General features: G+C 72.1%; 24 protein-coding genes. 13 read left to right on the top strand and 11 right to left on the bottom strand.

From position 1 onward, the window contains the following. Window positions 1-75: 75 nt before the first annotated feature. On the bottom strand, window positions 76-1,872 hold the full coding sequence (locus NCI01_RS05095; protein WP_254180395.1) for an AMP-dependent synthetase/ligase: 1,797 nt from the start codon (window positions 1,870-1,872) through the stop codon (window positions 76-78). 118 nt (window positions 1,873-1,990) lie between these two features. Between NCI01_RS05095 and NCI01_RS05100 the strand changes: the two genes are divergently transcribed. From NCI01_RS05100 to NCI01_RS05110, 3 genes are read left to right on the top strand one after another with little or no spacing between them, the layout of a single operon-like run. After that, on the top strand, window positions 1,991-2,428 hold the full coding sequence (locus tag NCI01_RS05100; RefSeq protein ID WP_254180396.1) for an SRPBCC family protein: 438 nt from the start codon (window positions 1,991-1,993) through the stop codon (window positions 2,426-2,428). A 14-nt stretch (window positions 2,429-2,442) separates the two neighbouring features. Beyond that, window positions 2,443-3,642 (top strand): ArsA family ATPase, encoded by a 1,200-nt coding sequence (locus tag NCI01_RS05105; RefSeq protein WP_254180397.1) that lies wholly within the window; start codon window positions 2,443-2,445, stop codon window positions 3,640-3,642. Beyond that, window positions 3,639-4,022 carry a hypothetical protein gene (locus tag NCI01_RS05110; protein WP_254180398.1) on the top strand — a complete coding sequence of 128 codons (384 nt, stop codon included), beginning with the start codon at window positions 3,639-3,641 and terminating at the stop codon, window positions 4,020-4,022. The genes NCI01_RS05105 and NCI01_RS05110 overlap by 4 nt, the downstream gene beginning before the upstream one ends. A 1-nt stretch (window position 4,023) precedes the next feature. Here the strand turns inward: NCI01_RS05110 and NCI01_RS05115 are convergent, their stop codons facing one another. Then, window positions 4,024-5,265, bottom strand: coding sequence for a pilus assembly protein TadG-related protein (locus NCI01_RS05115; protein WP_254180399.1), 1,242 nt, complete (start codon window positions 5,263-5,265; stop codon window positions 4,024-4,026). 17 nt (window positions 5,266-5,282) lie between these two features. After that, a complete protein-coding gene (locus NCI01_RS05120) occupies window positions 5,283-5,732 on the bottom strand; it encodes a TadE/TadG family type IV pilus assembly protein (protein WP_254180400.1) in 450 nt (149 codons plus the stop codon). Window positions 5,733-5,917: 185 nt separating this feature from the next. Between NCI01_RS05120 and NCI01_RS05125 the strand changes: the two genes are divergently transcribed. Beyond that, a complete protein-coding gene (locus NCI01_RS05125) occupies window positions 5,918-6,877 on the top strand; it encodes an ROK family protein (RefSeq protein ID WP_254180401.1) in 960 nt (319 codons plus the stop codon). Here the strand turns inward: NCI01_RS05125 and NCI01_RS22585 are convergent. After that, window positions 6,862-8,097, bottom strand: a complete 1,236-nt coding sequence (locus NCI01_RS22585) for an ornithine cyclodeaminase family domain (protein WP_254180402.1) — start codon at window positions 8,095-8,097, stop codon at window positions 6,862-6,864. The two genes, NCI01_RS05125 and NCI01_RS22585, sit on opposite strands and share 16 nt — an antisense overlap. Before the next feature lie 83 nt (window positions 8,098-8,180). Continuing rightward, entirely contained in the window at window positions 8,181-8,654 is a 474-nt protein-coding gene (locus NCI01_RS22590) for a hypothetical protein (RefSeq protein WP_254180403.1), read from the bottom strand. Window positions 8,655-8,781: 127 nt separating this feature from the next. Here NCI01_RS22590 and NCI01_RS05140 point away from each other — a divergent pair, with 127 nt between their 5' ends. From NCI01_RS05140 to NCI01_RS05160, 5 genes are read left to right on the top strand one after another with little or no spacing between them, the layout of a single operon-like run. Then, complete coding sequence (locus tag NCI01_RS05140; protein ID WP_254180404.1) at window positions 8,782-9,594, top strand: alpha/beta hydrolase; 813 nt, start codon at window positions 8,782-8,784, stop codon at window positions 9,592-9,594. Window positions 9,595-9,603: 9 nt separating this feature from the next. Beyond that, window positions 9,604-10,371 (top strand): lysophospholipid acyltransferase family protein, encoded by a 768-nt coding sequence (locus NCI01_RS05145; protein WP_254180405.1) that lies wholly within the window; start codon window positions 9,604-9,606, stop codon window positions 10,369-10,371. A 5-nt stretch (window positions 10,372-10,376) separates the two neighbouring features. Then, window positions 10,377-11,522 carry a MacS family sensor histidine kinase gene (gene macS, locus NCI01_RS05150; protein WP_302181670.1) on the top strand — a complete coding sequence of 382 codons (1,146 nt, stop codon included), beginning with the start codon at window positions 10,377-10,379 and terminating at the stop codon, window positions 11,520-11,522. Window positions 11,523-11,526: 4 nt separating this feature from the next. Next, window positions 11,527-12,033: a flavin reductase family protein gene (locus tag NCI01_RS05155; protein WP_254180407.1), complete on the top strand. Its 507-nt coding sequence runs from the start codon at window positions 11,527-11,529 to the stop codon at window positions 12,031-12,033. Between the two features lie 36 nt (window positions 12,034-12,069). Beyond that, window positions 12,070-12,714 carry a response regulator gene (locus NCI01_RS05160; RefSeq protein WP_254180408.1) on the top strand — a complete coding sequence of 215 codons (645 nt, stop codon included), beginning with the start codon at window positions 12,070-12,072 and terminating at the stop codon, window positions 12,712-12,714. A 24-nt stretch (window positions 12,715-12,738) separates the two neighbouring features. Here NCI01_RS05160 and NCI01_RS05165 read toward each other — a convergent pair whose 3' ends face one another. The 3 genes from NCI01_RS05165 to NCI01_RS05175 form a co-directional block, all read right to left on the bottom strand. Beyond that, a complete protein-coding gene (locus tag NCI01_RS05165) occupies window positions 12,739-13,374 on the bottom strand; it encodes a hypothetical protein (RefSeq protein ID WP_254180409.1) in 636 nt (211 codons plus the stop codon). Window positions 13,375-13,736: 362 nt separating this feature from the next. Further along, the gene (locus NCI01_RS05170; protein WP_254180410.1) at window positions 13,737-14,156 is read right to left on the bottom strand and encodes a class F sortase; all 420 of its coding nucleotides are present in this window, start codon (window positions 14,154-14,156) and stop codon (window positions 13,737-13,739) included. 233 nt (window positions 14,157-14,389) lie between these two features. Next, entirely contained in the window at window positions 14,390-15,271 is an 882-nt protein-coding gene (locus NCI01_RS05175; protein WP_254180411.1) for a DUF4397 domain-containing protein, read from the bottom strand. A 176-nt stretch (window positions 15,272-15,447) separates the two neighbouring features. Here NCI01_RS05175 and NCI01_RS05180 point away from each other — a divergent pair, with 176 nt between their 5' ends. From NCI01_RS05180 to NCI01_RS05190, 3 genes are read left to right on the top strand one after another with little or no spacing between them, the layout of a single operon-like run. Next, on the top strand, window positions 15,448-16,341 hold the full coding sequence (locus NCI01_RS05180) for an arylamine N-acetyltransferase family protein (protein ID WP_254180412.1): 894 nt from the start codon (window positions 15,448-15,450) through the stop codon (window positions 16,339-16,341). Then, window positions 16,338-16,796 carry a GNAT family N-acetyltransferase gene (locus NCI01_RS05185; RefSeq protein WP_254180413.1) on the top strand — a complete coding sequence of 153 codons (459 nt, stop codon included), beginning with the start codon at window positions 16,338-16,340 and terminating at the stop codon, window positions 16,794-16,796. Before NCI01_RS05180 ends, NCI01_RS05185 begins: the two co-directional genes overlap by 4 nt. A 9-nt stretch (window positions 16,797-16,805) precedes the next feature. After that, complete coding sequence (locus NCI01_RS05190; protein WP_254180414.1) at window positions 16,806-17,705, top strand: hypothetical protein; 900 nt, start codon at window positions 16,806-16,808, stop codon at window positions 17,703-17,705. On the opposite strand, the gene NCI01_RS22595 is transcribed toward NCI01_RS05190, so the two are convergent. Together NCI01_RS22595 and NCI01_RS05200 are read right to left on the bottom strand one after the other, a co-directional pair. Next, a complete protein-coding gene (locus NCI01_RS22595; RefSeq protein ID WP_254180415.1) occupies window positions 17,702-19,078 on the bottom strand; it encodes an FGGY family carbohydrate kinase in 1,377 nt (458 codons plus the stop codon). The genes NCI01_RS05190 and NCI01_RS22595 overlap by 4 nt on opposite strands. After that, on the bottom strand, window positions 19,075-19,932 hold the full coding sequence (locus NCI01_RS05200) for a DUF1028 domain-containing protein (protein WP_254180416.1): 858 nt from the start codon (window positions 19,930-19,932) through the stop codon (window positions 19,075-19,077). The genes NCI01_RS22595 and NCI01_RS05200 overlap by 4 nt, the downstream gene beginning before the upstream one ends. Before the next feature lie 54 nt (window positions 19,933-19,986). Here NCI01_RS05200 and NCI01_RS05205 point away from each other — a divergent pair, with 54 nt between their 5' ends. Continuing rightward, window positions 19,987-21,234, top strand: a complete 1,248-nt coding sequence (locus tag NCI01_RS05205; RefSeq protein ID WP_254180417.1) for an MFS transporter — start codon at window positions 19,987-19,989, stop codon at window positions 21,232-21,234. 206 nt (window positions 21,235-21,440) lie between these two features. On the opposite strand, the gene NCI01_RS05210 is transcribed toward NCI01_RS05205, so the two are convergent. Continuing rightward, on the bottom strand, window positions 21,441-22,637 hold the full coding sequence (locus NCI01_RS05210; protein WP_254180418.1) for a pyrophosphate--fructose-6-phosphate 1-phosphotransferase: 1,197 nt from the start codon (window positions 22,635-22,637) through the stop codon (window positions 21,441-21,443). Window positions 22,638-22,671: the final 34 nt, after the last annotated feature.

The raw sequence follows: 22,671 nt of genomic DNA on the forward strand, positions 1-22,671 counted from the left end.
GACTAGTGAGGCCTAGTCACCGCTGACGCCGCCAGCGTGCGGGACGACCGTCCACCCGAGCCATGCCGACCGCTATCACCCGAGGTAGAGCGCCTCGATCTCCTCGCGGGACTCACGCATCACGACGCGCCGCTTGAGCTTGAGGCTGGGGGTGAGCTGACCGCCCTCCTCGGTCCACTCGCCGGGCAGGATCGTGAACTTGCGGATCGACTCGGCCTTCGACACGGCCTTGTTGGCCTCGTCGACGGCCTCCTGGACCGCGGCGACGAGGTCGGGGTCGTCGACCAGGTCCGCGACGTCCTTGGACTTGCCGTGCTGCTCGGCCCACGCGGGGAAGGTCTCCCGGTCGATGGTGACCAGCGCGCCGATGAAGGGTTGTCCGTCACCGACCACCAGGCACTGGTCGACCAGGGCGTGGGCGCGGAGCCGGTCCTCCAGGACGGCCGGAGCGACGTTCTTTCCGCCGGCCGTCACGAGGATCTCCTTCTTGCGGCCGGTGATGCGGACGAAGCCCTCGTCGTCGACCTCGCCCACGTCGCCGGTGTGGAACCAGCCGTCCCGGTCGATCGCCTCGGCCGAGGCCTCCTCGTCACCCCAGTAGCCCGCGAAGACCTGGCCACCGCGGAAGAGAAGCTCACCGTCGTCGGCGACGCGCACGCTCGTGCCGGGCAGGGGGCGTCCCACCGTGCCGATCTTGGTGGCGTCGGGGAGGTTGGCGGACAGTGCGGCAGTCGTCTCCGTGAGGCCGTACCCCTCGAGCACCGTGAGGCCGATGCCGCGGTAGAAGTGTCCGAGCCGGTCGCCCAGCGGTGCGCCACCCGAGATGGCGTACGTGCAGCTCCCGCCGAGGGCGTGGCGCAGCTTGCCGTAGACGAGGCGGTCGAAGAGCGCGTGCTGGGCGCGCAGGCGTACTGGCACCCGCTTGCCGTCCGACGCCCGTGACCAGGCGATCGCGACGTCGGCCGCGCGGTCGAAGATCCTGCCGCGGCCATCGGCGGTCGCCCGCTGCGAGGCGCTGTTGAAGACCTTCTCGAAGACCCGCGGCACCGCCAGGATGAAGGTCGGCTTGAACTCGCCGAGGTCGGTCACCAGGTTCTTGATGTCGGCGCTGTGGCCCATCTTGGCTCGGCTCTTCACGGCGCCGATCTGGATGATGCGCGCGAAGACGTGCGCGAGCGGCAGGAACAGAAGCGTCGAGGCCTCGTGGCTGTCGAACAGCTCGTGCAGCTCGTCGACGGCCACGCCGAGCTCGAACATGAAGTTGCCGTGGGTGATCATGCAGCCCTTGGGCTTGCCCGTCGTGCCGCTGGTGTAGATGAGCGTCGCGAGGTCGAGCGGTGTCGCCGACGTACGCCGCTGCTCGAGCACGTCGTCAGAGATGTCGGACCCGAGACGTCCGAGGACGTCGACGGCGTTGTCCTGCAGCGACCACACGTGCTGGAGCTCGGTGAGGTCACCGGACTGGCGCGCCTCGCGGACCCGCGCGAGGTGGTCGGGGCCCTCCGCCACGATGGCCCGTGCGCCGGAGTCCTCAAGGATCCAGCCGATCTGCTCGGCCGACGACGTCTCGTAGATCGGCACGGTGACCGCCCCGGCGAACCAGATGGCGTAGTCGAGGAGCGTCCACTCGTAGCGGGTCTTCGACAGCAGGGCGACCCGGTCGCCGACCTCCACGCCGGCCGCGACCAAGCCCTTGGCCACCGCTCGCACCTCCTCGAGGAACGTGGCGGCGGTGACGTCGGCCCACCCGTCGTCGGTGCGACGGCTGAACACCACGGTGTCCGCGAAGTCGCGGCCGTTGGTGACGACGTCGTCGGTGAGGTTCCCGGTGGTCGGGATGGTGATGGAGAGCGGCGTCGAGAACTCCCGCACGGTGGAACCTCCTGGAGGGTGGTGGACTGCGATCGGCAGGTTATCGCCCGTTCCGGGTTGGCGAGCACGCCCGGTGCACCGGCCCGGCGCGGTCCGCGCCGTGGGCTAGGCTCCGGCCATGGCCGAACAGACCTCCTCGTCGATCGTCGTCGACGCTCCTCCGGCCGACGTGATGGCCGTCATCGCCGACTTCGAGTCCTACCCCGAGTGGGCCAAGGGCGTGCAGACGGCCGAGGTCGTCGAGCCGGGAGCCGGTGACCGCGCCGAGCAGGTCTACTTCGCCCTCGACGTCTCGCCCATCAAGGACGAGTACACCCTCTCCTACGACTGGGAGGGCGATCGCGAGGTCACCTGGACCCTGGTCGAGGGCAACATGCTGCGCGCCCTCGACGGCGCCTACACGCTCGTCGACCGCGGCGACGGCAGCACCGAGGTCACCTACCGCCTCGCGCTCGACGTGAGCATCCCGTTGATCGGCATGCTCAAGCGCAAGGGCGAGAAGATCCTCATCGACGCCGCGCTGAAGGGCCTCAAGAAGCGCGTCGAGTCGCTCTAACGCGCGGTCCGGGCATGCGGATCCTGCTGTTCACCGGCAAGGGCGGGGTGGGCAAGTCGACGCTGGCCGCGGCGACGGCGTGCGCCAGCGCCGCGGCCGGGCACCGGACGCTGGTGCTGTCCACCGACGCCGCCCACTCACTGGCCGACGCCCTCGACGTGCCCGCCACGTCCGAGCCGACCGAGGCCGCGGCAAACCTGTGGGTCCAGCACGTCGACGCCCAGAGGCGGTTCGAGCGGTCGTGGGCCGACATCCAGGGATATCTGCTCAGCGTGCTCGACGTGGCCGGCGTCGACCCGGTCGCCGCCGAGGAGCTCACGGTCATTCCCGGCGCCGAGGAGGTGCTGGCACTCCTCGAGGTGCGCGCGCAGGCGAGGTCGGGGGAGTGGGACGTGCTGGTCGTCGACTGTGCGCCGACAGCCGAGACGCTCCGCCTGCTGGCGCTCCCCGAGGCGCTCGGGTGGTACATGACCCGCGTCCTCCCGGTCGAGCGGCGCGTCGTCAAGGCACTGCGGCCCGTCCTGACCCGCGCGGCCGGTGTGCCGATGCCCGAGGACTCCGTGTTCGACGCGATCGAGCGCCTGCACGCCGATCTCGACGACGTACGCACGGTGCTGACCGGCCCCGACACGTCGGTACGCCTGGTGCTCACGCCCGAGGCCGTGGTGCTGGCCGAGGCGCGGCGGGCCTACACGTTCCTGACGCTCTTCGGCTACCAGGTCGATACCGCGATCGTGAACCGTGTCTTCCCCGAGGAGGGGGCCGACGAGTGGCGGCGCGCCTGGGTGGAGGCCCAGTGCCGCCAGCTCGCGGACGCCGCCGACTCCTTCGCCGGGCTCGAGCTCCGCACGTCGGTCTACCGGGCGAGCGAGCCGGTGGGCCGGCACGAGCTGCTCGACCTCGCGGCATCGGTGTACGACGGCTCGGACCCGCTCGCACGCGGCACGACGACGACCCCCATGTCCGTCCGCGCGGCGGCCGGCGGCCTCGTGCTGTCGCTGCCGCTGCCGCTCGTGGCCCAGGACGACGTCGGCCTCGTCCGGAAGGGCGATGAGCTGGTCGTCTCGGTGGCGTCGTACCGTCGGCTCCTGACGCTGCCCTCCGGGCTCGCGCGCCATCGGGTGGTCGGTGCGCGGGTGCGCGACGGTCAGCTCCAGGTCCGGTTCACCGAGCCGGCCGCCGCATCCACCGACCTGTCCGAGGGGGCCCTGTGACCGACGCCGAACCGCACGACGTCGGCACCCTGGGCGAGGAGGCCGCCAAGCTCCTCGGCGCGCTGTCGGGGTGGGCGCGCGAGCACGCCTCGGAGGCCGGGGACGGGTTGTCCGGCTTTGCGTCGCAGGCAGCCACCGCGGCGCACGACCTCAACGAGCACCTGGCGACCGGTGCCGCCGAGTGCACGGTCTGCCCCCTGTGCCGCGCGATCAGCACCGTCCGGCATGTCAGCCCCGAGGTCACGGCTCACCTGACCGCCGCGGCGACCTCGCTCGCGCAGGCTGCAGCAGCGCTCCTGGCGACCGGGCCGCACTCGTCCACGGGCGCGGACGAGGTCGAGCATATCGGCCTCGCCGACGACTGGCCTGAGAACGAGTGACTTACCTGGTCAGTCGCACCTGGCGGACTCCCTTGTCGCAGTCTGTGTCTCCTAGGTCGCACTCGGACGGGTCAACGCTGCCCGACGCCTGGGCGCGTTGGTAGACGACGACGAGGTAGTTGGTGTCCATCAAGGGATGACCGCTGCCGTTCTTCTCAAGAAGCATCTGATCCAACGCCGCATCGACGCTCGACGCACCGCAGATTGGGCCCGGTGACGAGTCTCGGTAATGCTTGCTCGGTTGCTTGCCGAAGTGGTACCCGCACACTGTGACAGCCATGAACGCGTGGACCGGGAAGACAGCGCTGGTGCCGCTGCCCGTCACGGAGGAGGTGGCGCAGGTGGGCGGTGCACAGAAGACTGGGATAAACGAGAGCGCCTCAGAATCGATCAGGGCCTGCCATCCATCTTCGATGTGGCCAGCGTCTGGCGCACCCGGATCTCCGCTCATGCAGTCGAACGGACGGGTGGTCGGAATAGGGGGACAAGCGTTTGCGAGAATGCTGTTGAGATGAGAGGGGCTGGTCGCCGCGTCTTGACCATCCACGATGCTCACCTGGTCTTTACAGCCGTTCATGATCTGAGCTTGGAGCGCCGAAGTACCACTCGTGTCATCTCCGTCGTCCGAGTGCTCGCCGGGGCAGTCGAGCATCCACCAGTTGCCGTCGACAGGCGGCACCGGGCAACTCGCCGGCGGGGTGTGACCATTGCCCGGAGCGTAGATGCGAAAGGGATCGCCGGGCGCGAGCGCCGGATCGATTTCGCTGGAACAGACGGCCAGAGGCCGCAGTCGGTTACCTACGCCGGTGGCGGGTTCGACGACAGCGGTGGCTGTGCGAGAAACGGCGTAGTCGCCCGAGTGGCCGACGAGGTTGCCAAAAAGGTCTGGGCTGGTGCCCTTCACCTTTGCTGTGACCTCGAGCCCGTCAGCCGTGCATGCTGCCGTAAAATCACTCGCGGCCATCGCGGCGGTGCCGGAACTCGGTGTGTTGAGGGTTACCTTGGAGCCCGCCTCAGACGTGGCGTCGCCGAGTTTGTCTGCACGAATTTGCGAGCAGTCGGCATGAAGACTTGTTGCGAACACTCCGGCAGCGCTTAGAGCAGCCGCGTCAGCTGCGGTCTGAAGCTGGCGCTTGTTGGCATAGGCCATGCCCAGATCTGCAGTGAACGCCATCATGCCGATCAACACTGTCGCCATCAGGCCGACCAGGATCGCCGTAGCGCCCGACTCGTCACGAATCATGCGTGATCTCAACGTCATCATGAGTACTCACAACGCATAACGCCCTGACCGGTCAACGTCGGCGCGGGAATCAGGTTGAAGGGAGGGAAGGTGGCCACCCATGGGTTACTGCTCCCGAGCCGGGTCATGGTGACGGTCACGTTGGTCACGAGGGGCCCGGAGGCTGGCTTCGTGCATGGAAAGTCCGAATCGTCTCCCGCTGTGCAATTCGAGATTGCAGGTGTGGGCACCTGGCTTGCGGGCATGCCGATGGTACCCGCGGAGGCCTTTCCTTCGTTCTCAATTGCAAGGCACGAGTTGCCTGCAACGGCACCAAATCGGGCTGCTTGGCGCGCGGCGTTGTTGAGCGAGATCTGCTGAGCGAACACGAAGCCGAAATTGATGATCCCGATCACAATCAGCAGCAGCAACGGGACAACGAGCGCAAACTCGACCGCCGACGCACCGTCCTCGGTGCGACGCTTCATCCGTGTGCTTAAGCGCATGAGATCCCCTTTCCCCGAGGTGTCCGTCCGTCACGGTAGGAGGTGTCGGTCTCGGGTGTCGCTGCTTTGACGACACTCTTGTCCGTCCGTGACGCAAGATGACTCGAAGTGACTAGACGGCCGTGCCGACCGGGCCATGCCGATCGTGGTGCGCCAAGATGTGGCGCGTGAACGAGGGCGTGGTGGTCGGGGTCGACATCGGCGGCACCAAGGTGCTGGCCGGCGTGGTCGATGACGAGGGCCGGGTCGCCCGCACTGCGCTTCGTACGACACCGGGGCGTCGCGTGGTGACGAGGCGGGTCGAGGACGCCTTGGTCGAGGGCATCGTGGAGGCCGCCGGGGGCGAGCCGCTTGCGGGAGTGGGCGTGGCCGCGGCGGGCTTCGTCGACTCGGCGGGGGAGCGGGTCATGTTCGCCCCCCACCTCCCGTGGCAGGGCGAGCCGCTCAAGCACCTGCTGGAGGAGCGACTCGGCTGCCCGGTCGGCCTCGACAACGACGCCAACTGCGCGGCGCGCGCCGAGGCCCGTTTCGGCGCTGCCCGGGGGGCGGCGTCGGCCCTGATGGTCACGATGGGCACCGGGATCGGGGGCGCGGTCCTGCTGGAAGGACGGGTCGTCCGGGGCGCCAACGGGATGGCGGGGGAGTTCGGGCACATGCAGGTCGTGCCCGACGGCCAGGCGTGCGAGTGCGGGCGGCGGGGCTGCTGGGAGCAGTACTCGTCGGGCAACGCGCTGGTGCGCAACGTCCGCGCTCTCATGGTCGGGCAGCCGTCTGTGCTGAGCGACATGACGGATGGCGACCCCGACCGCATCACCGGGCCGATGGTCACGATCGCTGCGGAGCAGGGCGACCTCGTCGCACGCCAGGCGTTCGCGTCGGTGGGCCACTGGCTCGGCGTCGGCGTGGCGAACCTCGTCGCGGCGCTCGACCCGGAGGTGATCGTCGTCGGGGGTGGCGTCTCAGCCGCGGGGGACCGCCTGCTCGAGCCGGCGCGGGACGCGCTGCGTCACACCCTGGTCGGAGCAGCGCATCGCCGGATCCCCGGTCTGGTCGCGGCCGAGCTGGGCCCACAGGCGGGGATGATCGGGGCCGCGCTCCTGGTCGCCGAGCCTCAACCCCGGCGGTAGTCCGGCACGAGCTCGAGCGCGAGCTGTTCGAGGAACAGCCCGACGTCGGTGACGATGCCGCGCCCCTGGCCGGTGCCCCGGTCGGCGAGCCGGGTGACGATGGCCGGGTTGATGTCGACGCAGACCAGCGGCACGGAGGCCGGGAGGAGGCCACCCGTGGCGACGGCGTAGAGCTGGGTCGCCATCATCAGGCAGTAGCTGACGTCGTGGATCTCGGCCCGCATGGCGCGCTGGCCCTCGACCACGTCGGTGTGGACATCGGGGAGGGGACCGTCGTCACGGACGGACCCGACGAGGACGAAGCGCTTGCCCTCGGTGACCAGCGCGCGCATCACGCCGCTGGGCAGGACGCCGTCGCGGACCGCACGCTCGATGGAGCCGGCCCTCCGGATGGTGTTGACCGCCCGGACCCGGTGCTCGTGACCGTGCTCGTGGCCCGGGGGTGCGCTGCCGTCCGGGCTCGGGCCGTAGAGGGCGGTCTCGATGTCGAGCGCGGCCATGGCGTTGCCGGCGAAGAGGACGTCCACCCAACCCGCCCGCACGAGGGCGACCATCGCGGGTACGCCGCCCGCGTGGACGACGCCGGGACCGGTCACCCACAGCAGCCGTCCGCCCGAGGCCCGCGCCCGCCGCATCCCGTCGGCCACCTGCCGGACGAGCACCGCCTGCGGGCGCTCCGGTCCGTGCCCACCCTCGAACGAGGCGACGGCCTCGGCCGCGGGGGCGGGGTCGGGCACGGTCACCTGGATGCCGGACGCCCCCACCACGACGCTCATGCCGCGGACGACGTCCGACAGCGGCACCGTCCGCACCCGCAGGTCACCGGAGGGCGACTCCTCGACGACGAGCCCGCAGTCCATCTCGGGGTTGTCGACGTCGAGCCACCGCCCCCCGAGGCACACCTGCGTCTCGAGGTTGGTCGTCGCGTAGAACCCGTCCGGAAGCACGCCGTCCGCGTCGGCGGTCGCGACCGCGGCGTCGCCGTGGGACACCTGGTTGACCCCGCGGGTCTGCAGCCGCATGAGCAGGCGCTGGAGCGCGTCGTCGTCCGGGGCCTCCACGGTGATGCGGGCGCTGCTCGGGTCGTGCGCGTCGCGGCCGACGTCGAACTCCTCGATGACGAACTCGCCGCCGTACTCGCGGATGTCGTCGAGGACGCGCGACAGGATGCCGCTGTCCATGAGGTGCCCTGTGACCTCGACCGTCTCCCGCGACCCCACCCGGCAGACCCTACGCCTGCGCAGGGGTCTCTGACAGGTCTCGTGACAGGGGTCAGGACGCCTTCCTCGACCGGCGATGAGGACTAGATGCGGGAGCCGTCGTCCCAGGGATCGCGGGGCGCCTTGGGCATGTCGAGCACGAGGTAGGCGAACCCCCCGACGAACCAGCCGACCAGCATCCAGCCGACCAGCGGGTGCACGTAGATGGACAGGAACCCGATGACGAGGGCGATCACCGGCGCCACGAAGATGCCGGCCCAGGCCAGCCCGCGCTGCCAGGTGCGGGGGACCGGGAACGGGGGCGCCGGCGGCGGCCGGAAGCGCTCGGCCTCCGCGATCGCCTGCTCGCGCCGCTCGACCTCGTCGTCGTCGCGCAGGTGCTCCGGCAGGTCGGTCGGGGACGGCCCGGCGGGAGCGCTCGACGGCGGCTCTTCGGAGGCGGTCGCCGGGGCGTCGGCAGGGGCCGACGGCTCGTCGAGGACGGCGCGCTCGCCATAGTTCTCGACGATCTCGCGCCAGGCGAGCTCGGCGCGGCTCTCGTCCTCCGGGCGACTCACGCGGACCACGGTAGCCGCAGGACGTGAACGGGTCCCGTGACGGGCGCCCCGGGCGCCCTCCTCGACCAGCGAGACCGGGCGCGCCGCCTGACCGGCGGAGAGGCCGATCCTGGTGCACACTGTGCGCGTGAGGATCCCCTTCCGCGGCGCGCAGGCCGCACCCCTCGACCCGACACTGGTCGCACCGATGTCCACGCCCGCGAATCCCGAGCTGACCTCTGGGCGGCGCATCGGCGTACTCGTCGTCCATGGTTTCACCGGCAGCCCTGCCTCGATGCGGCCGTGGGCCGAGGACCTCGCTGCTCGCGGGTACGCCGTCGAGATGCCGCTGCTGCCCGGTCACGGCACGCGGTGGCAGGACATGAACAAGGTGAGGTGGACCGACTGGACGGCGACCGTCGAGGGCGCCTTCGACAAGCTCGCCGCCGAGAACGACACCGTCGTGGCGGTGGGGCTCTCCATGGGCGGCGCCCTGTCGCTGCGGCTCGCAGCAGACCGCGGCGAGGAGCTCGCCGGCGTCGTCCTGGTCAATGCGGCCGTCGACTCGATGCGCAAGGATGCGGTGCTTCTGCCCGTCCTCAAGCGCTTCGTGCCCGCTTTCCCCGGCATCAGGAACGACATCAAGAAGCCGGGCATGGACGAGATCGCCTACCCCGTCATCCCGCTGAAGGCGGCGTACGAGATGTCTGGCGGTTGGGCCGAGCTGAGGCGTGACCTGCCAAGGATCACCATCCCGGTCCTCTACTTCCGGTCCAAGGAGGACCACGTCGCCGACATCTCGTCGTCCAAGGCGATCAATGCCGGCCTGTCGTCGAAGGACTTCGAGGAGCGGGTGCTCGAGGACAGCTACCACGTCGCCACCCTCGACAACGACGCGCCGCGGATCTTCGCCGAGTCCGCCGAGTTCATCGAGCGGGTCACCGCCCAGAAGCAGGGATAGTCTCGGACCGTGCTCTATTGGTTCCTGAAGTGGATCGCCCTCGGGCCCGTGCTGCGACTCGTCTTCCGGCCCAAGGCCTACGGCATCGACAACGTGCCCGAGGAGGGCCCCGCGATCCTGGCCAGCAACCACCTCTCCTACGCCGACTGGCTCTTCATGCCGCTCACCCTCAACCGTCGGGTCACCTTCGTCGCCAAGGCGGAGTACTTCACCACCCCGGGCATCAAGGGCTGGTTCCAGAAGAAGTTCTTCACCGGCGCCGGCCAGGTCCCGATCGACCGGTCGGGCGCCAACGCCGCCGAGGGGGCGATGAAGTCGGCGATGAAGATCCTCGGCCAGGGCGACCTCTTCGGCATCTACCCCGAGGGCACCCGCTCGCACGACGGCCGGCTCTACCGCGGCAAGACCGGCGTGGCCCGCCTGGCCCTGGAGAGCGGCGCCCCCGTCATCCCGTGCGCGGTGGTCGGAACCGACGTCGTCGCACCCACGGGCAAGGTCTACGGCACGTGGACGCGTCCGGTCGTGCGCTTCGGCAAGCCGCTCGACTTCTCCCGCTACGCCGGCATGGAGAACGACCGCTACATCCTGCGCTCGATCACCGACGAGATCATGTACGAGATCATGCGGCTCTCCGGCCAGGAGTACGTCGACCTCTACGCCAGCAAGGCCAAGGAGCTCGACAAGGAGAAGGCCCGGCAGGCCGAGCGCGAGAAGGCCGAGCGGGACAAGGCGGCGCGCGAGCAGGCCGGGGACGGGCCCGAGCAGAAGGCGTCCTGAGCGCGCTGACGCACCCGCGGGCACCCCACCCGCGGGCCGACTCAGCCCTCGCCGTCGAGGACCGGCTCTACTCCGCGCTGGCCATCGTGCGGGTGGTGGTCACGGTCAACATGGTCGGCCTCAACGCCTACCGCCGTGACAGCTACACGCACCCCGACCTCGCGCTCGCCGTCGTGCTGGCGCTCGTGGCGTGGACCGGCGTCGCGATCTGGCTCTACCACCGACGCTCGAGGCGTACGCCCGTCCTGCTCGTCGCCGACCTGCTGATCGCCGTCGCGGCGATCGGCGTCACGCCATGGCTGAAGTCAGACGGCTTCCAGGCGACGCTCCCCGGCTTCTGGGTCATGGGCGCGCTGCTCGCCTGGGCCATCCACTGGCACTGGAAGGGCGGCCTGGTCGCCGCGGTCGTGCTCTCGCTGGCGGACCTCCTGCCACGCCAGGAGGTCGACCAGGGCAACTACGGCAACGTCTTCCTCGTGCTCATCGGCGGCCCGATCGTGGGCTTCATGTGCGAGTCGCTGCAGCGGATGGCGCGCGAGCGGGACGCCGCCGAGCGAGCGGCGGCGGCGGCCCAGGAGCGGACCAGGCTGGCCCGGGCCGTGCACGACGGCGTGCTGCAGGTGCTGGCGATGGTTCAGCGGCAGGGCGCCGCGGCCGGCGGCCAGTGGGCCGAGCTCGGGCGGCTCGCGGGGGAGCAGGAGCGCGGGCTGCGGTCCCTCATCCGCCAGCAGGACACCGTGCCGACCGGGGGCGGCGCCCAGGTCGACCTCGCCGGTGCGCTCGAGGCGATGGCGACCGCGCACCCGGTGCGCGCGGAGGTCGCGACGCCCGGAGCCGCCGTCCTGGTCGACGACCACGTCGCGACCGAGACCGTCGCCGCGGTCAAGGCGTGCCTCGACAACGTGCTCGCCCACGTGGGCCCCGGCGCCACCGCGTGGATCCTGGCCGAGGCCGCGCCCGACGCGATCACCGTCTCGGTGCGCGACGACGGTCCCGGCCTGCCTGCCGGGCGGCTGGAGCAGGCGGCGGCCGAGGGCCGGCTCGGGGTCGCCTCGTCCATCCGGGGCCGCATCGAGGGCCTCGGCGGCACCGCGACCGTCCAGAGCGGCGAGTGGGGCACCGAGTGGGAGCTGGCCGTCCCGCTAGCGTGACCGGGTGACGATCCACAGCGGCCATCCGTTCCCGACCCCGGACGACCCCGTACGACGCCTGCGCGGGCGCCTCGGCGGGACGGTGTCGCTCTGGACGGCCGGCGACGACGCTGAGCGGGCCGGGCTGACGGTCACGTCGTGGCTGGTGGCGGGCGGGGAGCCCGGACGGGTGCTCGCCCTGCTCGACCCCGACGCCGAGCTCACCGAGCTGCTGCTCGAGACCGGGCGCGGCGTCGTACAGCTGCTGTCCTGGCCGGACCGTGACCTGGCGGACGCCTTCGCCGGCACGGTGCCGGCACCGGGCGGTCCGTGGCGGCTGGCGGAGTGGGTCGACACCCCGCACGGGCCGCGGCTGGCCACGAGCGCCACGTGGGCGCTGGTGGGCGTCGAGAGCGCGGTCGAGGTCGGGTGGTCGCGGCTCGTGACCTGCACGCTCGACGACCTGGTGGTCGGCGACGACCCCGAACCACTGGTCCACCGACGCGGTCGTTACGTCCCGCCGGGCGGCTGAGCGGTCTACGCTGCGGACCGAACCGGGAGGGGATCGATGGTCAGGGTGATGGTGGTCGACGACCACCCGATGTGGCGCGACGCGGTCGAGCGCGACCTGCAGGCGGCCGGGCACGAGGTCGTGGCGGTGGCGTCCAACGGGCGCGAGGCGATGGCGCGCTTCCCGGCGGCGACGCCGCAGGTGGTGGTGCTCGACCTCCAGCTGCCCGACGCGAGCGGCGTGCAGGTCACCAGCATGATGCTGGAGCACGACCCGACGGCCCGCGTGCTGATCCTGTCGGCCAGCGGCGAGCAGGCCGACGTGCTCGAGGCGATCAAGGCGGGCGCCACCGGCTACCTGGTGAAGTCGGCCTCCAGCGCCGAGCTTATCGACGCCGTGACGCGGGTGGCCGACGGCGACACCGTCTTCACCCCCGGGCTGGCCGGCCTCGTCCTGGGGGAGTTCCGGCGCATCGCGGACGGGCCGGCAGACGACCCGCGTGACCAGCTGACCGAGCGCGAGACCGAGATCCTCAAGATGGTCGCCACCGGCATGAGCTACAAGCAGATCGCCGCCCGCCTGGTCCTCTCGCACCGCACGGTGCAGAACCACGTGCAGAACACGCTGCGCAAGCTCCAGATGAACAACCGCGTCCAGCTGACCCGCTGGGCGATCGAGAACGGGCTCGACGACGACGCCTGAGCCTGGCCGCGGCAACCGGCCGACTCAGGACGGGACGGTCACCACGGCCAGCACCCGGTCGCCGGGATCGGTCCCGTCGAGCTCCACCCGCCACTCGTCCTCGCCGCCCGGCTCGCCGCAGGGCACGGGCTGCTCGCCCGGCTGCACGCACGCCAGCGACAGCACCTCCTGCGACCGCACGACCCGGACGTCGCGCGGCTGCGTCGCGGTGACGTCGAGCGACGTCGTGGTGGCGAGGCCGCGCCCGTCCGCGGACGAGCTGAGCTGCACCGCACCGGACATCCGGTAGCGCACCTGGATCCGGGTCGCGTCAATGAAGGTGTACGTCGCCCCGCGCGGCTCGACAGCCCCGGGACCCGAGCCGGGGCGGCCGTCAGCGGTCACCTCGACGTCGCTCGCCGAGACCTCCTGACCGTCGAGCCGGGGCAGGGACAGGCTCAGGGTGTCGAGCGGGCTCTCCGCGTGGATCCAGTGGGTCACCTCGAGGTCGCCGCCGGGCAGGACCTCGCTCACCGTGCGCGACTCGCCGGCGATCGGCCACCCGTCGACCGGCAGTGACGCCGTCGGCGCGCGCGTCGCCTCGTCAGGTCCGGCGACCTGCCACGCCAGGACCCCGCCACCGATGAGACCGGCCAGGGCGGCGGCCACCAGCGCGAGCATCCTGAGGGTCAGCGGTCCGGATCGCGGGGGAGCGGACCCCGCCCGCGGTGCCGGGGTGGTCGGCGCCGGTTCGGGGGTGGTCGGAGCGTGAGCGGGACGGGTCACCGGTGCGGGTGCCGCAGCCGCGGTCGGTGCCACGAAGGTTTCTGTCTCGGGCGTGGCGTCGGGTGTCCGGACGGGTGTAGCAGCGGGCGGCTGCTCGGGTGGCGGGACCGACGTCGGGGCGACAGCGGGCCCTGCCGGCGGGGTCTGCCGTGCCCGCGGGGGAGCGGGGCCCGGTCGCACCGTCTCCTGCGCCGGCGCGCGACGAGGGGTCGGGGGCAGGACGGTGGGGAGCCGCTTCTGGTAGGGCTTCTTCGGGCTCACGTCGCCTCCGGGGGCCCGACGGGCAGAGCCGTGACCACGGCCAGGTTCTGGTAGCCACCGCGGGAGGCCTCGTAGGGCGGCGCGCAGGTGACGAGGGTGAGCCGCAGACGACCGGCGGCGTCGTAGATCCAGGCGTCGTCGACGAGGCTGCCCTGCGGTACGAGCCGGCGCGAGGTCACCTCGAAGTCCTGGCGCAGCCCGTCGGCCTCGAGGCGCAGCCGTGCCCCCGCACGCACGGTGAGGAGCTCGGCGAACGGCCCGAGCCCCTCGGCGTCCGAGTCGACGTGGGCCGCCACCGGGATCGAGCCGAACGGGTCCCCGAGGCGTGACCCGCCGCGCCACCACCCCGCGACGTCCACGTCGGCGGGCACGTCGAGCACCCCGGACCCGGTGGTGCCCGCGGCGGCCACAGGCACGACGCGCCCGCTCGGCAGCGTGGCCCGGGTCGGCCGCCGTGGCGCCACCACGGTCTCGGCGCGCCGGGCCGGGGCCACCGGACCGGCCGAGCCCGACGGGGAAGGCGTCGACGGGCGACTGGCCGAGGCCGCCGGGGCGGAGGCGGTCGTGGACGGTGACCCCCCACCCCCGGAACATCCGGCGGCTGCGACGGCGAGGCAGGCGGACAGCATGAGCGCGGGCGTACGAACGGTCATCCGGTCGGTGGCTCGAGCGGCTGCCGCCTCCGCAGACCGGTGCCCGCGGCTGCGACCACGCCGAGGAGGACCAGCCCCAGCGCGGTGACCGCGAGCGGCAGGTCGCGGTTGGCGGAGGGCGTGTCGCCGGGGAAGGTCGTGACCGGGCCGTCGGCGAGGCCCGCGGACCCGGTGTCGATGCGCGATGGCCGGACGCTCCCGTCGGCGGCCAGGTCGACCGTGTGGGCGATGACGTTCATCGAACGGTCGCGCGGGTTGCCGTAGGCGTAGATCATCGACAGCGTCCGGGCTTCCAAGGCCACGTCGAGCGGGCCCAGGATGGGGTCGGCGCCGTCCGCGCCCGACGGCAGCAGCGCCACCTCGATCGAGCCCTCGGGCACGTCGGCGTCCGCGAACTCGCCGTTGGCGATGTTGGTGAAGACGGTCTGTCCGTCGACCTCGACGTCGGCGGGAGCGACGGTCGCGGTGTGCGCGAGCAGGACGCGGGCCTTGCCGGGACCGATCGGCCCGGTGGGTGCGGCGTAGGAGTGGACGACCGGGTCGCCCCCGACGTCCGCGGGCAGGTGCAGCACCACGTCGCTGATGTCCCCGGTCGCGACGTCGAGGGTCGAGTCGACCTTGACGCCCTCGCCCCGGAACGAGATCTCGTGGCTGCCGGGCCGGAGCTCGAACGGGCCCAGCACGTCTCCGACACCCGCTCCGCCCGCGACCCGACGGCCGTCGACCGACACGTCGACGCTGGCCCCCGGGACGGCCTGCACGACGCTGACCCGGGCAGGTGGCGGTGCCGGAGCCTCGGCTCCGGCCGCTGTCCCGGCCGCTGTCCCGACCACGAGTGGCAGGCACGTGGCCGCCAGCACTGCGACGAGTCGACGCATCCCGACCACACCCCCATAGCCCCCGTACGACGTCGTCCCGGACGAGACGCCGGCCCTCCCAGAACACCTCGAGGTCCGGCCCCTCAACCCCGAAATGGGGTACGTCCGCCCGCGCGGACACGCCGACGGCTACCGTCGTCCCCGCCCGGCGCCCCGGGCCCGAGGAAGGAGTCGTCGTGGACGGTGCAGGGACGGTCGAGGCCTACCTCGCCCGCATCGGGCTGGCCTCGCGACCGCAGCCGACGGTCGAGGGCCTCCGCGAGCTGCACCGCGCGCACGTCGCGCGGATCCCCTACGACAACCTCTCGATCATGCTCGGCCGGCCCGACCCGGTCGACCCCGCGGCGGGAGCGGCCCGCGCGGCCGCCGGCGGCCGGCTCGGCTACTGCTTCCAGCAGAACGGCGCCCTCGGGTGGCTCCTGGAGCGGCTCGGGTTCGCGGTCAGCCGACGGCACGGACACGTCTGGTTGCGGCCGGAGGACGAGCTGGGCACCACGCTCAACCACCTCGTGCTGGTCGTCTCCGGCCTTCCCGCCGACGGCAACCCGGGCGGGCACTGGTGGCCGGACGCCGGGCTCGGTGAAGGGTTCGCCGAGCCGCTGCCGCTGGTGCGCGGCGACCACGACGTCGACGGCTGGTCGTTCGGCATCGGCGCGGGCTACGGCGCCCAGGCCGCGGGCCGCCCGACGGGCCCCGCCGCCTGGACCTACCGCCACCTCCCCGGCGGGGTGCTGCGCGGCATGGTGGTCACCTCCCGCGACCACTCCGACGACGCGATCGCGGCAGCGCACGCGACGCTGAGCGGCGCCCCGGACTCGCCGTTCCGCCGCGTGGTCGTCGCGCAGCGGGTCGATGGATCGCAACAGCGCACCGTCCGCGGCCTGGTGCACCAGGTCATGACGCCGACCTCGAAGGACCAGCGGGACCTGACGTCGTACGACGACTGGCGCGGCGCGCTGGCCGACGACCTGCTCCTGCCCACGGCCGACGTGACCGACGACGAGTGGACCTCCCTGTGGGAGCGCACGCAGGCCGCCCACCGGGCCTGGGACGAGGCAGGACGGCCATGATTGCCCACGGGGCGAGGACCTGGCGGCGGGCCACAGCCGAGGACGCGGTCGCCCTGCGCGACCTCGAGCGGAGCGCCAGCCGGGCCGGGCTGGCGCACGTGTTCGGCGAGCTGCCCTACCCCGATGACGACGTGCTGGCCCGCTGGGCGCTGCTCCTCGACGACCCGGGCGTGGTCGTCGAGGTCGTCGAGGACGACGACGGCCTTGTCGCCCTCACGGCGCACGACGGGGCGACGCTGCGCCACCTGGCCGTCCGACCCGACCACTGGAGCGCCGGGCTGGGCCGCGAGGGGTTCCTGCGGGCCCAGGCAGCGGGAGCGCGACGCCTCTGGGTGCTCGAGGCCAACGGACGCGCCCGGAGGCTCTACGAGTCGCTGGGCTGGGCTCCCAGCGGCGTCACCCAGGAGTGCCCGTGGCCGCCCTTCCCCGTCGAGGTCGAGTACGCCGCTCCCTAGGATCGGGACATGCCGGACGCCGACCCGCTGCTGGAGATCGCCGACGACCTCTACGCGCTGCCGCTCGCGGACTTCACGCCTGCCCGCGACGCGCTGGTCAAGGAGCACAAGGCCGACAAGGCGCTCGCCGCCTTGATCAAGGGGCTGCGCAAGGCGTCCGTCGCGGCGTGGGTCGTCAACCTTCTCGTCCGCCGCGACCCCGACCAGGTCGACCAGGTGCTGGCCGTGGGAGAGGCGCTGCGGGAGGCGCAGGACAACCTCGATGCCACGCAGCTGCGCGAGTTCACCAAGCAGCGCCGTCAGCTGACCGCCTCGGTCACCACCGCCGCGCGGCGGATGGCGCGAGAGGAGGGCGTCAGGACCACCGAGTCCGTTGCCGAGCAGGTGGAGGCGACCCTCACCGCCGCGATGCTGGAGCCGGACGCCGCACGCGCCGTGCGCAGCGGGCTGCTCGTGACGGCGCTGTCCGCGACCGGGCTCGGCGACCTCGACCTCAGCGGCGCGGTGGCCCTCCCCGAGGCGCTCGGCTTCAGCGCGAAGGCCCGGCCCGCGCCGGGCCCCGACCCGACGCAGCGGCCCCAGCTCCACGTCGTACCCGACCCGGACGCCGACGCCAAGGCCCGCGCGGCCGCCGACGAGCGACTCGCCGACGCCCGTGCCGTCCTCAAGGAGCACGAGAAGGAGCACCGGGCCGCACGCCGGGCCGTCGAGAAGCTGCAGGCGCGCACCCTGCAGGTCCAGTCCGAGATCGACGAGCTCCGCGGCCGGCTCGCCATCCTCGAGGACACCCTCGAGGAGGTCGACGAGGAGCTCGCCGAGGCCGAGGCTGCGCAGGCCGAGGTCGAGGAGGCCGTCGACGAGGCCCGGTCGGAGGTCGAGGAGGCGCGCGAGGCGCGCGAGCGCCTCTAGGAGCTCGCCCAGCCCTTCGAGCGCTGCACCGCGTCGGTCCACCGGGCGTACGATGCGTCGAGTGCCGCGCGGTCGCCACCGGGCTCGAAGCGCCGGTCGAGCGCCCACATCTCGCGCAGGTCGTCGGTCGAGCCCCACACGCCCGTGCCGAGCCCGGCGAGGAACGCGGCGCCGAGCGCCGTCGTCTCGATCGCCTGCGAGCGCTCCACCGCGCAGCCGAGCTGGTCGGCCTGCAGCTGACAGAGGAAGTCGTTCTCCGCCAAGCCCCCATCGACGCGCAGCGTCGTGAGCCCGGGGAGCGTCTCGACCACGTCGCGCACCTCGAGGGCGATCCCCTCGAGCGACGCGGGGTCGAACACCACCCCGTCGGTGTCGTCGACCGTGGCGGCGATCGCCGCGCGCTCGGCGGCGCTGCCGACGATCTGCAGGCCGTCGCGCAGCCACTGGACCGCCGCCCCGGTCACGAAGATCGCGCCCTCGAGGGCGTAGGTGAGCTCGCCGTGGGGGGAGCGCCACGCCACGGTCGACAGCAGGCCGGAATCGCTGCGCACGACCGAGGAGCCGGTGTTGGTGAGGATCGAGGAGCCGGTGCCGTAGGTGCACGTGGACTCGCCCTCCTCGAAGCAGGTCTGCCCGAACAGCGCGGACTGCCGGTCGCCGGCGACACCCGCGATCGGCAGCGACAGACCGAGGAAGACGCTCGGTTCGGTGGGCGCGACCTCACCCCAGCTGGGGACAAGCTCGGGCAGAGCGTCGCGCGGCACTCCGAACAGCTGGCACAGCTCGTCGGACCACTCGCCCGACTCGAGGTCCAGGAGCAGGGTGCGGCAGGCGTTGGAGACGTCGGTGACGTGCCACGTGCCGCGCGTCATCCGGGCGATCAGGTAGGAGTCGACCGTGCCGACGGCATAGCGGCCCGACTGCACGAGCGCCCACGTGTGCGGCTCGTTCTCGGCCAGCCACATCAGCTTGGTGCCGGAGAAGCAGGGGTCGAGGCGCAAGCCGGTGAGCTCGGCGACCCGGTCCTCGTGCCCGTCGGCGCGCATCCGGTCGCAGATGTCGGCCGTACGACGGTCCTGCCGGACGATCGCCCGACGCGGCGAGCCGAGCGTCTCGCGGTCCCACAGCACGATCGTCTCGCGCTGGTTGGTGATGCCGACCGCCGTCAGCTCGGACCGGTCGACCTTGCCGAGCACCTCGCGGGTCGCCTCGAGGGTGGCCTGCCAGATCTCCTCGGCGGAGTGCTCGACCCAGCCCGGCTGGGGGAAGTGCTGGCGGAGCTCCTGGTGGCCCGTGGCCTGGATCCGGCCGTCGGGCGTGACCACGACGGCCGTCACGCCGGTGGTCCCGGCATCGATGGCGAGGATGCTCACTGCGGGGGCCCGGAGCGAGCGTCCTCGCCGCGGATGATGGCGAGGATGCGCCGGTCGATCCACGCCGGTCGGGCGCCGGAGTCGACGCGCATCTCGTAGTTCTCCGACCCGACCCACATGTGGAAGCTGTCCTTGCCCTCGGCCTTGGCCAACGACTCGAGCTCGATCATCAGCGCGTCGTCGACCGGCACCTGCTCCTCCGGGGTCGAGGCCGTCAGGTAGAGCTCGTTGAGGTCGACCAGCCGTGCCAGCTCGCTGACCGGGTCGACGTGGTCGTCCACGCGGAGGTCGACGGCGACGTCGTCGTGCCCGCCGTAGCCGGCACCCTCACGCACGACGAGCAGCGCGGCCGACTGCCGGCCGCGGCTGTCGCCACCCGCCTCGTCGCCCGCCGCCAGCGCGGCGAGCAGCCGTCGCTCGACCGGCTGGTCTTCCGCCGCGAGCCAGGCCCGCTCCATCGCGTCGACCACCTCGGGGCCGGTGAGGATGTTGCCCTGGATCGCGTAGCCGCCCCGCTCGCCGCTGCGTCCGGTCGTCCCGCCCGCCCAGGCGAAGCACTCCGCGCCCGTGAAGGTCGCGGCGTTGCCGTCGGAGTCGACGATGCCCGCCTGCCGGTGCTCGCGCCCCTCGTCCTCCTCGACGAGCCGGTCGAGCGCGACCTGGGCGGTCGCGCCGTCGTCGAGGTGGGCCAGCCCCAGGTACTTGTAGGCGAGGTTGGCGTCGGCCTGGGTGGCGATCGCCCCCACCCCGGCAGCGGCGGCGGGCACCGCCGAGCCGACGGCGAGGAACTTGGAGGCGACGGCGACGCCCCACGACTCGCCGTCGTCGGACCGGGCCACGATCGAGAAGGTCATGTGCCGAACATATCCGGGAGGCGGGTCGTCGGTGCGCCGTCCTAGTGTTGGCCCGTGCTGAGCCGTCTCGGATTCCCGCGGGTCGGGGAGCATCGCAGGTTCGTCGCAGCGATCGTGGCCGACACCGTCGGCAGTGGGCTGTTCATGCCGATCACGCTGCTCTACTTCCTGGCGATGACCGACCTGTCCCTCGTGCAGGTCGGCTCGGCGCTGTCGCTGTCCGCGGTCCTGACGATGCCGGGCGCGTTCGTGATCGGCAGCCTCGTCGACCGGTTCGGCCCGCGACGGATGATGCTCGCCGGCAACCTCGTGCAGGCCGCCGGCATGGTGGCCTACCTGTGGGCCGACTCGCTGCTCGCGGTCGCGCTGTGGACCGCGCTGGTCAACCTCGGTCGCCAGTCCTTCTGGGGGTCCTTCGGCAACGTCGTCACAGCGATCTCGGCGCCGGGGGAGCGGGAGCTGTGGTTCGGCTTCCTGCAGGCGGTGCGCAACCTCGGCTACTCGATCGGCGGCGTGCTCGCGGGTCTCGCGCTGCAGATCGGCACGGACGTGGCCTTCCAGTCGGTGGTGGTCGTCAACGCGGTGACCTTCGTGGTCGCCTTCGTCCTCCTGCTCGACGTGCCCGACCACCGCGCGGCCCACCCCGCCGACGCGCCCGTCGAGGGATGGGGCGTGGTGCTGCGCGACACCGCCTACCTCCGGCTCGTGCTCGGGCAGTTCGGCTTCGTCGCCGGGATGATGGTGCTCAACTTCGCCCTGCCCGTCTACGTCGCCGAGACGATCGACCTGCCGGGCTGGGTGGTCGGGGCGATCTTCACCCTCAACACCGCGCTGGTCGGGCTCGGCCAGGGACTCGTCGTACGTCGCATGACCGGGCGCGTGCGGGCGCGGATGATGGGGCTGGCCCAGCTGGCGTTCGTCGCCAGCTACGCGATGTTCGTCGTGGCCGGGTGGCTGCCGGTGTGGCTCGCCGTCGTGGTGATGCTCGTCGGCGCGGCCGTCTACACCGCGGGCGAGCTGACCGGCGGCCCGGTCTTCAGCGCGGCCGCGGCCGAGGCTGCGCCCGACCACCTCCGGGGCCGCTACCTCGGGTTGTTCCAGCTCAGCTGGGGCGTCGGCGGAGCGGTGACGCCCGTGGCGTTCACCTGGCTCCTGGCCCAGGGGCGGACGACGTTGTGGTGGGTGCTCACGCTCGTCGCGCTCGCCAGCGCGGCCTACCTGCAGCGGCTGCCGCGCGTGTTGCCGGCCGCGGGCAGGCGCGTGACCAACCGTGTCGAGGAGCCGGTCGAAGCATCCGAGTGAGGGTGGCGGCACGCGACATCATCTGGGGTCGCAGCGATGCGTACGCCGTAGGGGTGGCGGCAGATTGCGCGCCCGAGCCCGTCGGAGCTGCGATGTGCCGCCACCGTCGAGGCCGTGCAGTCCAGGGGTGGCGGCAGATTGCGCGCCCGGGCACGTCAGAACTGTGATGTGCCGCCACCCGGGGCGGGACAGGAGCGCGAGGACGCTCAGGCCTGGCCGATGCCCGCGAGGAGGTCGGTGAACCACGGCTGCTGGGCGTCGAACGGCTTGTGCCCGGCGATCCGCTCGAACTCGATCGCCCGCAGCTCGTCGTCGCGGTCCTCGTCGTGGCCGATGACGCCGGGCGTGCCGTCGAGGGCGCAGGCCACGGCGAGCTCCGCCATCTCGCGGATCAGGGCGAGGTCGGTGTCGTTGGCCGGCGCGGAGCGCGAGAAGTAGCCGGACTTCTGCACCATCTTCTTCTCCGCGCCGATGGCCTCGGAGAAGCGGTCGGCGAAGTAGCGGCCGGGGTTGATCGTGTCGATCTTGACGTGCCCGAAGGGGTCGCGTCCCACCGTCTCGCCGGACGCCTCGAGGTCGGCGACGATGTCGTCGATGCCCGCGCCCTCGGCGAGGAAGATGTTGACGCAGCCGATCTCGTCCATCACCTTGCGCAGCCGGTTCGCCTCCGCCGCCAGGTCGATGGCGAGCTCGGGGACGTAGACGGCGTGGATCGCCCATTTCCGGGCGTCCAGGCCGATGCCGGGGAGCCACTCCTGCTCGGCGTGCCACGCCATGTAGTCGCGCGCCGCCGCGGCGGTCAACCAGCCGCTGGCGCGGCCCATGACCTCGTGGACGATCAGCATGCGCGGGTTGGATCCGTGCTCGGCCAGCACGTTCTGCGCGAACCGCGAGGCCTGCTGGGCCGCGGTCTGCGCGCCCAGGCTCTGGCGGATCGGCACGATGTCGTTGTCGATGGTCTTCGGCAGCCCGACCACCGTGAGCTCGGAGCCGCGCGTCGCGAGGTAGGCCGCCAGGTCGGCCGCCGCGGTGTTGGTGTCGTCGCCGCCGATGGTGTGGAGCACGTCGACCCCGTCGTCCTGCAACCGCGTCGCCGCGACCTCCAGCGCGGTCTGGTCCTCGCCGATGAGGCCGCGTCGGCGGCAGTCGTCGTCGTTGGTCAGCTTGACCCGGCTGTTGCCGATGGGGCTGCCACCGAAACGGTGCAGCAGCGCCGCCCCCGCGCGTTCCTCGGCGCCGATGGTGATGCTGTTGCCCGTCAGCAGGCCGTGGTAGCCGTGCCGGTAGGCGATCAGCTCGATGTCGGGGTCGGTGGCGTCATAGGTCTCGATGAGCGCCCCCACGGCGGAGGAGAGGCACGGGGCGTACCCACCCGCGGTCAGGATCGCAACACGCTTCGGCATGGGGAGCAGGGTAGTGACGAACGTCCTGGGCCGC

This window comes from Nocardioides pinisoli (genome assembly GCF_024199985.1).
GTDB classification, from domain to species: domain Bacteria; phylum Actinomycetota; class Actinomycetes; order Propionibacteriales; family Nocardioidaceae; genus Nocardioides; species Nocardioides pinisoli.

What these genes read in the sequence shown, in the direction of transcription:
- NCI01_RS05210 (WP_254180418.1), bottom strand. Translation starts at nt 22,637, where the DNA reads ATGCCGAAGCGTGTTGCGATCCTGACCGCGGGTGGGTACGCCCCGTGC.
- NCI01_RS05115 (WP_254180399.1), bottom strand. Translation starts at nt 5,265, where the DNA reads ATGATTCGTGACGAGTCGGGCGCTACGGCGATCCTGGTCGGCCTGATG.
- NCI01_RS05105 (WP_254180397.1), top strand. Translation starts at nt 2,443, where the DNA reads ATGCGGATCCTGCTGTTCACCGGCAAGGGCGGGGTGGGCAAGTCGACG.
- NCI01_RS05160 (WP_254180408.1), top strand. Translation starts at nt 12,070, where the DNA reads ATGGTCAGGGTGATGGTGGTCGACGACCACCCGATGTGGCGCGACGCG.
- NCI01_RS05175 (WP_254180411.1), bottom strand. Translation starts at nt 15,271, where the DNA reads ATGCGTCGACTCGTCGCAGTGCTGGCGGCCACGTGCCTGCCACTCGTG.
- NCI01_RS05190 (WP_254180414.1), top strand. Translation starts at nt 16,806, where the DNA reads ATGCCGGACGCCGACCCGCTGCTGGAGATCGCCGACGACCTCTACGCG.
- NCI01_RS05185 (WP_254180413.1), top strand. Translation starts at nt 16,338, where the DNA reads ATGATTGCCCACGGGGCGAGGACCTGGCGGCGGGCCACAGCCGAGGAC.
- NCI01_RS05120 (WP_254180400.1), bottom strand. Translation starts at nt 5,732, where the DNA reads ATGAAGCGTCGCACCGAGGACGGTGCGTCGGCGGTCGAGTTTGCGCTC.
- NCI01_RS05100 (WP_254180396.1), top strand. Translation starts at nt 1,991, where the DNA reads ATGGCCGAACAGACCTCCTCGTCGATCGTCGTCGACGCTCCTCCGGCC.
- NCI01_RS05200 (WP_254180416.1), bottom strand. Translation starts at nt 19,932, where the DNA reads ATGACCTTCTCGATCGTGGCCCGGTCCGACGACGGCGAGTCGTGGGGC.
- NCI01_RS05165 (WP_254180409.1), bottom strand. Translation starts at nt 13,374, where the DNA reads ATGCTCGCGCTGGTGGCCGCCGCCCTGGCCGGTCTCATCGGTGGCGGG.